The sequence below is a fragment of the Pseudomonas sp. GD03858 genome (assembly GCF_029840925.1).
Lineage (GTDB): Bacteria > Pseudomonadota > Gammaproteobacteria > Pseudomonadales > Pseudomonadaceae > Aquipseudomonas.
In genome coordinates, this window is record NZ_JAOCDM010000066.1 from 16,527 (window position 1) to 28,537 (window position 12,011).

Annotated in this window: 12 protein-coding genes; 4 read left to right on the forward strand and 8 right to left on the reverse strand. The window is 65.7% G+C overall.

All coding sequences use genetic code 11. The annotated features are described in order from the left end of the window. The first annotated feature begins 7 nt into the window (after window positions 1-7). From N5D48_RS16925 to N5D48_RS16935, 3 genes are read left to right on the forward strand one after another with little or no spacing between them, the layout of a single operon-like run. Window positions 8-1,411 carry an alginate biosynthesis protein AlgX gene (locus N5D48_RS16925; protein ID WP_279886351.1) on the forward strand — a complete coding sequence of 468 codons (1,404 nt, stop codon included), beginning with the start codon at window positions 8-10 and terminating at the stop codon, window positions 1,409-1,411. Then, the gene (locus N5D48_RS16930; RefSeq protein WP_279886354.1) at window positions 1,411-2,577 is read left to right on the forward strand and encodes a polysaccharide lyase; all 1,167 of its coding nucleotides are present in this window, start codon (window positions 1,411-1,413) and stop codon (window positions 2,575-2,577) included. The genes N5D48_RS16925 and N5D48_RS16930 overlap by 1 nt, the downstream gene beginning before the upstream one ends. 14 nt (window positions 2,578-2,591) lie before the next feature. Next, window positions 2,592-4,022, forward strand: a complete 1,431-nt coding sequence (locus tag N5D48_RS16935; RefSeq protein ID WP_279886357.1) for a right-handed parallel beta-helix repeat-containing protein — start codon at window positions 2,592-2,594, stop codon at window positions 4,020-4,022. A gap of 155 nt (window positions 4,023-4,177) precedes the next feature. On the opposite strand, the gene N5D48_RS16940 is transcribed toward N5D48_RS16935, so the two are convergent. Both N5D48_RS16940 and N5D48_RS16945 read right to left on the reverse strand, forming a co-directional pair. Then, window positions 4,178-4,609, reverse strand: a complete 432-nt coding sequence (locus N5D48_RS16940) for a GNAT family N-acetyltransferase (protein ID WP_279886360.1) — start codon at window positions 4,607-4,609, stop codon at window positions 4,178-4,180. After that, the gene (locus tag N5D48_RS16945) at window positions 4,599-4,985 is read right to left on the reverse strand and encodes a DUF488 family protein (protein ID WP_279886363.1); all 387 of its coding nucleotides are present in this window, start codon (window positions 4,983-4,985) and stop codon (window positions 4,599-4,601) included. Before N5D48_RS16945 ends, N5D48_RS16940 begins: the two co-directional genes overlap by 11 nt. 128 nt (window positions 4,986-5,113) lie before the next feature. On the opposite strand from N5D48_RS16945, the gene N5D48_RS16950 reads away from it, so the two are divergent. Continuing rightward, window positions 5,114-6,730, forward strand: a complete 1,617-nt coding sequence (locus N5D48_RS16950; RefSeq protein WP_279886366.1) for an inorganic phosphate transporter — start codon at window positions 5,114-5,116, stop codon at window positions 6,728-6,730. Between the two features lie 60 nt (window positions 6,731-6,790). On the opposite strand, the gene N5D48_RS16955 is transcribed toward N5D48_RS16950, so the two are convergent. The 6 genes from N5D48_RS16955 to N5D48_RS16980 form a co-directional block, all read right to left on the reverse strand. Then, window positions 6,791-7,486, reverse strand: coding sequence for a glutathione S-transferase N-terminal domain-containing protein (locus N5D48_RS16955; protein ID WP_279886369.1), 696 nt, complete (start codon window positions 7,484-7,486; stop codon window positions 6,791-6,793). Window positions 7,487-7,517: 31 nt separating this feature from the next. After that, window positions 7,518-8,033, reverse strand: a complete 516-nt coding sequence (locus N5D48_RS16960) for an N-acetyltransferase (RefSeq protein WP_279886371.1) — start codon at window positions 8,031-8,033, stop codon at window positions 7,518-7,520. Window positions 8,034-8,137: 104 nt separating this feature from the next. Further along, complete coding sequence (locus N5D48_RS16965; RefSeq protein ID WP_279886372.1) at window positions 8,138-8,911, reverse strand: OmpA family protein; 774 nt, start codon at window positions 8,909-8,911, stop codon at window positions 8,138-8,140. 10 nt (window positions 8,912-8,921) lie between these two features. Beyond that, window positions 8,922-9,317, reverse strand: a complete 396-nt coding sequence (locus tag N5D48_RS16970) for a DUF4398 domain-containing protein (RefSeq protein ID WP_279886373.1) — start codon at window positions 9,315-9,317, stop codon at window positions 8,922-8,924. Between the two features lie 262 nt (window positions 9,318-9,579). After that, window positions 9,580-10,068, reverse strand: a complete 489-nt coding sequence (locus N5D48_RS16975; RefSeq protein WP_279886374.1) for a PaaI family thioesterase — start codon at window positions 10,066-10,068, stop codon at window positions 9,580-9,582. Between the two features lie 203 nt (window positions 10,069-10,271). Beyond that, entirely contained in the window at window positions 10,272-11,657 is a 1,386-nt protein-coding gene (locus N5D48_RS16980; RefSeq protein WP_279886375.1) for an amino acid permease, read from the reverse strand. Window positions 11,658-12,011 lie beyond the last annotated feature (354 nt).

Genomic DNA, 12,011 nt, shown 5'->3' on the forward strand with positions numbered 1-12,011 from the left:
CGGCCCGATGAACACCCTCCTCCCCTTCGGCCTGGCGGCCACCCTGGCCCTGCTGAGCCTGGCCGGCCAGGCGGCGCAGGCCGGCACCCAGCCCGGTTGCGACAGCCTGCAGTGCATGGTCTGCCCGGCCCTGGCCGAACCGCAGCACTATGCCGAAGGGCGCATGAAGCTGATGCGCCAGATCGTTCCCGGCAAGGAGCGCTGGCTGTTCCGCTCGATGGTCGACCTGACCAACGATTTCGGCATCCCCGCGCCCATGCGCCCGGAGTTCGCCCGGCTGATGGACGCCTTTCACCGGCAGGGCATCCAGGTGGCCATGGCGATCCAGCCGACCCGTGGCCTGATGCATCGCGACAAGCTCTACCCCGACCAGTTGCACGGTTTCGACTACGCGCGCGCCAGCCGCAACCTCGAGGCCTACCTGGGGCAGCTGCGCCAGGGCGGCGCGGTGGTGGCGCCGATGATGCAACTGGTGCGCCAGCCTCCCAAGGGCGAATACTTCTTCCGCCGCGACCACCACTGGACCCCGGCCGGCGCCGAGGCGACGGCGAAGCTGCTGGCCGAGGAGATCCGCCGCCAGCCCTTCTACGGCGAGCTGACCAAGAAGCAGTACCGCACCGAGCCCGGCGTGATGGTGCCCAAGGATGGCACCCTGAACCTGGCGCTGAGCTACATCTGCGGCAACAACTATGGTTTCCAGTACGTGCGCGGCTACCAGACCATCCCGGTGGCCGACAGCAGCGACGCGCTGTTCGACGAAGCGCCCGATCCGCAGGTGATCCTGGTTGGCGACAGCAACGCCGCGGCCCGCGAGGACGAAAGCAAGCAGTTCAACTTCGACGGCTACCTGAAGCAGTACCTGGACGTGGACATCCTCAACTACGCTCTGCCCGGGGTTGGCGAGGACGGCTCGCTGCTGGAGTACCTGCTGTCGGCCGACTACAAGCCCGAGGCGCCGCCCAAGCTGATCGTCTGGGAACTGCCGGCCAACTACCGGCTGGACTCGCCGCTGATGTACCGCCAGCTGGTACCGGCGGTGCAAGGGGGTTGCAAGGCGTCCACAGAGGTACTGTCCTCCAGGCTGCGGCGTCCGGCGCTGAAGGTCGGCGAGCGCATCGAGCTGCTCAGCAATGCCGGCAGCGCGCGCCAGTCGCTGAGCGGGTCGAAGGGTTTTCTCGACATCCGCCTGAGCGACAAGAACGCCAAGGACTTCTACATCATCGTCTATTACGACAACGGCGCCCGCGACAAGGTGTGGTTCCGTCGCGAGGCCGTGGTCGGCGGCGGTCAGTACTACCTGGAGCTGAGCAAGGCCCCCGAGTTCGCAGGCGCCAACCTGCTCTCGGTGTTCCTCGAGCCGACCAAGCCCGGCAGCGCCGCCACCGAAGTGGAGACCCGCCTGTGCCTGTAATGTTCCGTGGGAGCGGGTTCACCCGCGAAGGACGCAACGCATCCTCTGGCCTGCTCGCGGGCAAGCCTGCCCCCAGACGCATCCTTGCGCTGCTCGCGCTCGCCCTGGCACTGCCCCAGGCCCACGCCGCCCAGTCGATCTGGCCGCCTCGCGCGACGCCGCAGGCCGCCATGATCGCCGACTATCGCACCCTGGTCTGCAGCAAGGAACCGCCGCCGCCCTACACCGGCAGCCTGCGACTGCAAAGCAAATACGACCAACGCGACGCCAGCAAATCGACCTTGCGCGCCACGCCCGATGCCGACAGCGAACGTATCGCCAGGCAGGTCAAGCAGTTCATCGGTGGCCTGATCTACGCCGGCAAGCGCTTCCAGAACGCGAAGAAGCCCCAGGACGCCAACATGGCCCTGGCCTGTCAGGACCAGTGGCTGGAGCACTGGGCCAAGGCCGGCGCCCTGCTCGACCCGGACGCCAGCAACACCGGGATTGCCGCGCGCAAGTGGGCGCTGGCGGCGATGTCCGGCGCGGTGCTGCTGACCCAGGCGGCGGCCGATGGCAAGCTGCGCCTCACGCCTGCGCAGCGACGCTGGTTCACCCAGCTCGGCGAGCAGGTGATCCGCGAGTACGACCCGCGCCGCCAGTCCACCACCATCTACTTCAACAACCATGACTACTGGGCCGCCTGGGCAGTGGCTGCCGCCGGCATGCTGGTGGAGCGCGACGACTTCATCCGCTGGGCCGACGGCAACCTGCGCCGAGGCCTGGCCCAGGCCGTGCGCCACGGTGACTATGCCTACCTGCCGCTGGAAGTGGCCCGCAGCAAGCTGGCCGCCAACTACAGCCAGTACGCCCTGGTGCCGCTGGTGCTGCTCGGCGAGTCGGCCCGCGCCAACGGCCTACCCTGGAGCGACGACGACCAAGGCACCCTCGACCGCCTGGCCAGCTTCGCCGCCCGCAGCGTGCTCGACCCGGACACCCTGCCCGAGCTCAAGGGCCAGCGTCAGTCTGATGTCGCGCCCTACAAGCTGGCCTGGCTGATCCCGTTCCTCGCCCGCCAGCCGAGCCATACCCTGGCTCGCCAGCTGTACGACAGCGAGGACGGCGAGGTGGACAACTACAGCCAGATCGGTGGCCCGCTCAAGCCGGCCTACCCCCACCTGCCTTGACCAAGGACGCTACCATGGCACCGTTCAGCCGCTTCTCCTCCTGCCTGGCCGCACTGTTGCTGGCAGGCACCGTCCAGGCCACCCCCGCAGTGGATACCCTGCCCCTGGCACAACACCAGCAGCAGCTGACCCAGTTGCGCCAGCAAGCACGCCAGGCCGTGTCCTTCGAGCAGGCTCGCCGCCCGCCACCGCCAGGTCGCGCCAGCGTCAGCCTGCAAACGATGTTCTCGTCCCAGGCCGGCAGCTGGCCGTTCGAACCCTTCGTCAACAACGGTCTGTTCCGCGCCATCGCCGGTTACCAGGCGCATCACCCCCAGGCCGTGGTGCTGCGCGGTGGCAGCATCACCCTGGCGCAACTGCATGACACCCTGCGCGATCCACGTATCCTCAAGCGCTACAAGGACGGCTACCTGCTCAGCTATCCGCTGATGATCGGCCCGGATGCCGGTCTCGTGCTCGAAGGCACCAGCCTCTATCTGTACAGCTTCTCCGGCACGGCGCTGATCAACCAGGGCTGGCTGGGGCTGAACCAGTCATCGCTGCAGAGCATGGCCGGCGACAAGGCCGGCAATACCGACCGTGCCTGGCGTCCATTCGTGGTGGCCTGGGCCGGCAGCCATACCCAGGTGATCGGTTCGACGCTCATGCGCCTGGGCTACAACGCCAATCTGTCCCGCGGCCTGAGCACCGCGCTCAGCACCCAGCAAGCCGCCGCCACACGCCCGGCCAGCGTCGTGATCGAAGCCAGTCGATTCAGCGAGCTGTCCAGCGCGGTGGAGCTGCAGCACAGCCAGGCGATCATCATTGGCAGTCAATTCGAGCGCTCGCAGCAGTACGCCATCGACGTGCGCGACAGTCAGTTGCACGTGCAAGGCAACCAGCTGCGTGGCATCGACAACAACAGCGGTGTGCGCCTGCGTGGCCAGACCCGCGCCCTGATCGAAGACAATCTGATCCTTGGCGCGGCCAAGGCCGCCATCGAGATCAGCGACCAGCGCGGTGCCGTGCTGCTGGCCGGCAACCGAATCGGCGACAGCCGTGGCAATGGCATCCAGTTGCGCAACCTGATGCCCACCTTAGCGGCGCCGCTGCTGATCGACGACAACCTGCTGGCCAGCAGCCGGGGCAGCGCGGTGGATGCCAGCGAGGTCACGGCGCTGACCCTGGTGGGTAACCGTATCGGCAATACCCCGGAATACGCCGTCAGCCTGCGCAACGCCACGCCGCAGCCGGGGCCGCTGGTGATCAGCGGCAATCGCCTGGGTCAGGTGGGCAAGGCGGTGGTGCGGGTCGAGGGCGTGCGCGAGGTCGAGCTGGGGGGCAATACCTTCGATGGCAAGGCGCTGCTGCAGAACCTGCTGATCGGCGACCTGCTGACGTTGCAGGGGCCGGTGCTGGAGGCGATGCTGGTTCAGGGGCAGATGGTCAGGGTACGCCAGGACTGAAATACACGGCTCCTCTAGGAGCGGCCTTGCCGAGGCGTCGGACCGGTCGGAAAGGGGTGCGGAGCGGCCCCAGGATTTCAGCGTTAAAGCAAAGATCGCCGGGGCCGCGTTGCGGCCCTTTCGCGACACAAGGTGCGCTCCTACAGGGGCTCGCGTCAGGGCACCAGACGCTGCATGCGCACGAAGCACTCGTCCATGCCGACCTCGGCGAATCCTCGGCGTTGGTACAGGCGCCGCGCCGGATTGCTGCTGAACACCATCAGCCGCAGCAACGGCAATCCGCGCTGCGCCGTCCACTCGGCCAACTGCTCCAGCACCCAGCCCCCGACGCCCCGTCCGCGGTGCTCGGGCAGCAGGTGCAGCTCGCGGATGTACAGCGCCTGGCGATCCTGGCTGAGGCTGCAGAAGCCCAGCACCTGGCCATCCTCGACCACCAGCCACTGCTCGCGCCAACCCCAGGCTTCGTCGAAGGCCTCTTCGATCCACAGCAGGTCGAATTCACGGTAGTACGCCAGCATGGCGCGACGGGTGAGGTCGCGGGCGAAGGTCAGGTGCTGCTCGGTGGCGGGGATCAGCTCAAGGGGCATAGCAGACCGGCGAGCTTCCCGGACCACGCCGGTCCAGCTCGTCCTCCAGCCAGCGGGCCAGTACCTGGGCATTGTTGTGCTCAGTGTCCTTGCCGGCATACAGCAAGGTCAGATCGCCCTTGCTGGCCAGGTCCAGCAAGGGATACCAGTGCTCGGGATGCGCCGCCAGCTCCCGCTGGTAACGCTGGGTGAAACCGGCGAAATCCACTTCACCGGCATGAAACGCCTTGCGCAGCGCGTCGGAGGGCGCGACCTCGCGCATCCACTGGCCGTGCAGGTCCTCCTTGCGCTTGTTGCGCGGCCACAGGCGATCGACCAGCACACGCTGGCCATCCCCGGCGCCAGCGGCTTCGTAGACACGTTTGCAGCGAATCATCAGGCACTCCTGCGACATCGTTCCCCAACAAGCCTAGGGCCTTCATTGACCGAGGTCACGCCCTGGTAACGAATTGTTTCTATGCTGAAGGCCCTCGGCACCAACGCCCAACGCCAACCGGAGCCCTCATGGCAACCCCGTCCCTGGCCAGCCAGACCGACCTGCCCCTGCGCAACCCGCGCCCTCACCTTGCGCACAAACCCGGACGCGCCACGCTCACCCTGTTCTTCGGCCTGTTGCTGGCCGGCCTTGCCTACACCTTCTGGAGCCTCAAGCAGGACGTCAGCGCCAGTGGCACCGTGGTCACCACCCTCACGCCGTTCCTGCTGCTGGGCCTGGCGCTGCTGATCGCCCTGGGCTTCGAGTTCGTCAACGGCTTCCACGACACGGCCAATGCCGTGGCCACGGTGATCTACACCCATTCGCTGCCGGCATCGGTAGCGGTGGTGTGGTCGGGGCTGTGCAACTTTCTCGGCGTGCTGCTCTCCAGCGGCGCGGTGGCCTTCGGCATCATCGCCCTGCTGCCGGTGGAGCTGATCCTGCAGGTCGGCTCGTCGGCCGGCTTCGCCATGGTCTTCGCCCTGCTGCTGGCGGCGATCATCTGGAACCTCGGCACCTGGTGGCTGGGGTTGCCGGCGTCGTCCTCGCACACCTTGATCGGCTCGATCATCGGCGTGGGCGTGGCCAATGCGCTGATGCACGGACGCGACGGCACCAGCGGCGTGGACTGGGCCCAGGCGAGCAAGGTTGGCTACGCTCTGCTGTTCTCGCCGCTGATCGGCTTCGCCTGCGCCGCCCTGCTGCTACTGGCCCTGCGCACGCTGGTCAAGCACCGCGAGCTGTACCAGGCACCGGCGGGGCAAACACCGCCGCCCTGGTGGATTCGCGCAGTGCTGATCCTCACCTGCACCGGGGTGTCGTTCGCCCACGGCTCCAACGATGGCCAGAAAGGCATGGGCCTGATCATGCTGATCCTGGTCGGTACCCTGCCGATGGCCTATGCGCTGAACAAGACCATGCCCAGCGAGCAGGCCCTGCAGTTTTCCGCGGTCGCCGAGGTGACCCGCCAGGCGCTGGAGCGCTCGGCGCCGGCCACACCGCCCACCGACCCACGCCAGGTGCTGACCCGGTTCATCACCGAGCCCAAGGCCATGCCTGAACTCGTCCCGGCACTGGCCGCGCTGAGCGGCATGATCGGCGAGGAGGTCAAGGGCTACGGCTCGCTCAACCGCGTGCCGGCAGAGGCCATGGCCAACGTGCGCAACGACATGTACCTGACCAGCGAAGCCATCCGCCTGATCGACAAGCATCGGCTGGCCGACTTCGACGCCGACACCGCGAGCCATGTGCAGTTGTTCAAGCGCCAGCTGGACGACGCTACCCGCTACATCCCACTCTGGGTCAAGGTGGCGGTGGCCATCGCCCTCGGCCTGGGCACCATGGTCGGCTGGCGGCGCATCGTGGTGACGGTGGGCGAGAAGATCGGCAAGACCCACCTGAGCTATGCCCAGGGCGCGTCGGCGGAGGTGGTGGCGATGTGCACCATCGGCGCGGCGGACCTGTTCGGCTTGCCGGTCTCGACCACCCATGTGCTGAGCTCGGGCGTGGCCGGGACCATGGTGGCCAATGGCTCGGGGATTCAACGCAAGACGCTGGTCAACCTGCTGATGGCCTGGGTGCTGACCTTGCCAGCGGCGATGTTGCTGGCGGGAAGTCTCTATTGGCTGCTGAACCAGCTATTTTGAGCCGTGTGCAGTGCCTGTGGGAGCGGGTTTACCCGCTCCCACAGGATCGCGGATAGCTGCTTAATTCGGCACTTTCAGCCCGCGCTGGACCGCCGGGCGCTCGAGGAACTGCGCAAGGACTCGCTGCACTTCCTTGAACTCATCGAACCCCACCAACTCGCGCGCGTTATAGCGCTCCACCAGGTTGCGCACCCAGGGGAAGATGGCGATATCGGCGATGCTGTAGTCGTCGACCATCCACTGCCGCCCCTGCAGATGGCGGTCGAGCACGCCCAGCAGGCGCTTGGACTCATTGACATAGCGATCCCGCGGACGCTTGTCCTCGTAGTCCTTGCCGGCGAAGAAATGGAAGAACCCCACCTGGCCGAACATCGGCCCGATGCCGCCCATCTGGAACATCAGCCACTGCAGCGTCTGATAGCGCTGGGCCGGATCCTGGCTCAGCAGCTGGCCACTCTTCTCGGCCAGGTACTGCAGGATCGCTCCCGACTCGAACAGCCCCAGCGGTCGGCCACCCGGGCCATTGGGGTCGAGGATCGCCGGGATCTTGTTGTTGGCGCTGAGCGAAATGAACGCGGGACTCAGCTGGTCCTCGGTATCGAAACTGACCTTGTGCACCTCGTACGGCAAGCCGATCTCTTCGAGCATGATCGAGACCTTGACGCCGTTGGGCGTGGCCAGCGAATAGAGTTGCAGGCGCTCGGGATGCTGCGCCGGCCATTTGCGGGTGATGGGGAACGCGGAAAGATCGCTCATGGGCATGCCCTGAAAGGTTGGGTTGTTCAATTTAAAGGCCTGAAGGCGACCTGACCATCACCCAGTCCCGGTGGCGTTCGTCACCGCAGGGAAAGATCGCCTCCCCCACCTTGGCAAAGCCATTGCGCGTATAGAAGCGAATGGCCCTGGCATTGAGTTCGTTGACGGTCAGCCGGACCAGGCCATGGGCGTGGGCCAGGGTCGCATCGAGCAGCTGCTGCGCCGCGCCCTGGCCGTGGGCGCAGGGCAGTACATAGCAACGGGAGATTTCCACCATGTGATCGGCAGCGGCGATGCCCAGTACGCCAGGCGCCAGGTCGAGCATGCTGTAGCCCAGCACCTGGCCGGATTGCTCGACGATCAGCAGGCGCTTGTGCGGATGACGCAGGTGCGCCCGGAAGTGCTCGGGCTGGAGATGGTCGGCGATATAGTGCCGCAGGGCGCTGGCAGCGCTGTCGGGCGGGCTGGCCAGCGCGAAGGTAGCCTGGCCGACGAGGCTCAGGGCCGCGCAGTCTTCATCGCAGGCCGGACGGATCTGGTAGGGCATGGCAACATCCTGTCGGGTAGCCGGATCACGCCCGACAATGCCAGCCCTGGCGCAGTGCTGCAAATGAAAAGGCGACCCGCCTTGCAGCGGATCGCCTGCCAGGCTCAGTGGCGTGCCGTGACCGGTCGCGCGTCATGGGAAACGACCACCTCCACCCGGCGGTTGAGCTGGCGCGAATAGGCATCGGCATTGCTCGCCACCGGGTACGCCTTGCCATAGCCTGCGCTGACGATACGTGCTGGCGCGACCCCTTGCCGGTACAAGGCATTGGCCACTGCCGCGGCGCGCTGTTCGGACAGGCGCTGGTTCAATGCCTCGCCACCGGTAGCGTCGGTGAAGCCTTCGATGCGCACCTTGCGTTCGGGATTCTCCAACAGGAACCGGGCAAGCCGCTGGATATCGCCGTGACTGCCAGCACGCAGCTCGGCCCGCCCGGTGTCGAACAGCACATCACCGAAGGTCACCACGGTGCCCCGCTCCGATTGCTGCCCCTTGAGCGCTTTCAACGCATTGAGCTGAGCCGTGCGCACATCGAGCTGGGCCTGCGTGCGACGCGCCTCGATGCCACGCATGCCGACCTCGGCCTGACGCAGCACGATGGTCTGCTCGGCAACCTCGATGCTGCGGTTGGCCAGGTAGGCCAGTTGCCCCACCTCGGGCGCCTTGCGGTTGCCCAGCGAGGCCTGTTCGGCCTTCTCCAGCGCGGCCTGCGCCTGGCGGGTTTCCAGGGCCGCCAGGCGATGGGACTGCGGTTTGCCCTGCAAGGCCGCGTAAGCCCCCCTGGCTTCCAGCAACTGTGGGTTTTCCGGTGTGGCGGCGCATCCGACAAGCGTCAGGGCAAGGCCGGACAGAGCAGGCAGCAGATAGCGTTTGGACATGTTCGGTTCCTTACTGGGCAGGTTGGGTCGCAATGGCATCAGGCGCGCCAAGCATTTCGTGCCTGAGCACTTCGATGCCTTTTTCCGCGCTGTCGAGCTGATCCAGGGTCCGGTTGGCGCGCGCCTTGATCTCGGCGAGACGGGCATCGGCCTCGGCCTCCCGCGCCAGCAGACGAGCCTGCTCGTACTGTTTCTCGCCCAGCGCACGGTCCATGGCGCTCAGCTTGTCCTGGGCGTCGCGCATCTCCACGGGTGCGTACTGGGTCGCATCGGCCGTGACCGCGCGGTTGACGGCATTACGGGTGAGTTCGATCTGTTCGGTCGGTACCACCACACTGGCGCAACCGCCCAGCATCACGAACAGGCCTGCAAGCGGCAACGTCTTGCGGTTGAAAAGAACGGGCATGGAAAAGCTCCTTCGGTGCGCGCGGCAAACGGCGGTCGCCACAGGCATCGGCACCATCGTGCGGGAAATGTCTGAAAGGCTCGTCGCAAACCGGAAGCACCGGCAGCGCAAAGTCCTGCCAGGGCTTCGGAGATTGAACCTCTGGCAGACAGACTGTTGGAAAAGCGGCCTCAGGCTATTCCCAGCGACGAAGCGGACATATAGGACTTTTCACAACCGGCCCGTCAGTTTTTTCAACAGCGGACCGGGCTCGAGGGTGGCGCTAGCCCTGCTGATGGGCCTGACGCTTGAGCTTCTCGGTATCGACCCGCACGAACACCGAGTCGCCGGTGACGGTCAGCACATCCCCGGCCCAGACCTCGCAGACCACTCGGCACTTGCGCCCGACTTCGCCCTCGACACGTGCCTTGAGCAGCAACTCGACGCCCATCGGCGTGGGCTTGAGGTAAGTCAGGCCAAGCTGGCCGGTCACGCAGTCGATGCGCGGCAGACTGCCCAGCTCGCGGCCTTCCGCGCGGTAGTGGTAGGCCATGGCCGTCCAGTTGCAATGACAGTCGACCAGCATCGCCAGCAGACCGCCATAGACCAGGCCGGGCCAGCCGATGAAGGTCTCGTCGGGGGAATGACGGCATAGCAGATGGATACCGTCGGCGTCCCAATGGCTTTGCAGATGCAGGCCGCTGGGATGGGAGCAACCGCAGCCATAGCAGGTGCCTTCGGGTGCGGCGAGTTGTTGCAGGGAGGCGGTCATGGGCGTCCTTGGCTTGTTGGAGTTAGGTAGGCAACGCAGACCAGATGGTAACGCCCCGCCCCACCTCTGTGGGAGCGGGTTTATCGGTGCGCCGAACCGCCGCACACCGGCACTCCACTGCTCTAGAGGTCAGTGAAGTACCTGTGGGAGCGGGCTTGCCCGCGAAGCAGGCGACGCGGTGCCCCGGCAAGCCCGCTCCCACGTCAGGCCGCCTGCAGCGTCGAAGCCCGCTTGCGGCGCTGGGTCAGCGAGACCAGCAGGATGAACAGGGTCACGCCCGCGGTCATCAACGTTTCGTAACGGTAGGCATCGCTGAACAGCATGTAGCCCAAGACCATGACGATGGTGCCGATCACCAGCCAGGTCAGCCAGGGGAACAGCCACATCTTCAGTTCCGGCGTGCGCCCTTCACGCTCGACGCGGGCGCGCATGCGCAGTTGCGACACGGCGATCACCAGGTACACCAGCAGAGCAATGGCACCGGTGGTGGACAGCAGGAAACCGAACACCTTGCCGGGGAACACATAATTGACGAAGCAACCGGCAAAGCCAGCCAGGGTCGAGAGAATCACCGCCACGGTCGGCACGCCCGCCCCGGAGATACGCTTGGTCATGCGCAGCGCCTGGCCCCGGGCACCCAGCGAGTAGAGCATGCGCGAGGCGGTGTACAGCCCGGAGTTCATGCAACTGGTGACCGCCACCAGCACCACCAGGTCGACCAGCAGCTTGGCGCCAGGCACGTTGAGCACTTCCAGCACGCGCTGGAACGAGCCGACCGCCTTGAGCCCAGGGTCGTTCCAGGCCACCAGCGACACCACCAGGAAGATCGACGCCAGGTAGAAGATGGCGATGCGGTAGACCACCAGGTTGGTGGCACGGCGGATCTTGTCTTTCGGGTTGGCGGTCTCGTCGGCGGCAATGGTGACGATCTCGGCGCCGAAGAACGAGAAGATGGTGATCAGCACGCCACCGAGCACGGTGCCGAAGCCGTTGGGCATGAAGCCGCCGTTGTCCCACAGCCGACTGACGCCGGAAACCTGCGCCAGCGGCCAGAAGCCGCACACCGCCAGGCTGCAGACCACGATGAAGGCGATGATGGCGAGCACTTTGACCAGGGCGAACCAGTATTCGAAGGCACCGAAGTTCTTCACGCTGACCAGGTTGGTGCCCGACAGCACGATCATGATCAGGAAGGCGAACAGCCACGACGGCACGTCCGGGAAGTAGGCGTGGAGGATATCCGCGCCGGCAATGGCCTCGACCGGAATGATCAGCACCCAGAACCACCAATACAGCCAGCCGATGGTGAAGCCCGCCCAGGGGCCGATGGCCTCGCTGGCGTAGGTGGAGAACGAGCCGCTGTTGGGGTTGGCGATGGCCATTTCGCCGAGCATGCGCATCACCAGCAGCACCAGCAGGCCGGTCATGGCGTAGGAGATGAGAATGGCCGGACCGGCGGTGGCGATGGCGTTGGACGAGCCGATGAACAGGCCGGCGCCGATGATGCCGGCGATGGAGATCATCGATACCTGGCGTGAAGTCAGGCCATGCTGCAAGGACCGCTGTTTGTTGTTGTCTGGCGATGCCATGGAGAACCCTCGAGTGGGTCGGCCGCCGCTAAGGCGGCTGAAAGTTGGAGCAGCATTCGCGAATTCGGAGTTGCTCGTTGTTGTTGTAAACGCCGGCGATCGAACTTTTCCTCTCTTTCGAACAGCGCGTTGTCAGCGTTGATCAGGGCCAGTATCGATCTATGAGGCGGGGTCGACAAACGACCTTTTCGAAACATGTCATTCCTCATTGGAATCAACTACTTCCATTTTTTGCCGGATGGCACCTCGTCCTGTCGAAACGACTGATGCCCTCTGCTACCTGTATCGGGGTGGGTGTTCTGCATGGAAATTGACCGAGTGAGGGCCTCGAGGTGTCCGCCGTCAGAGGTGTTT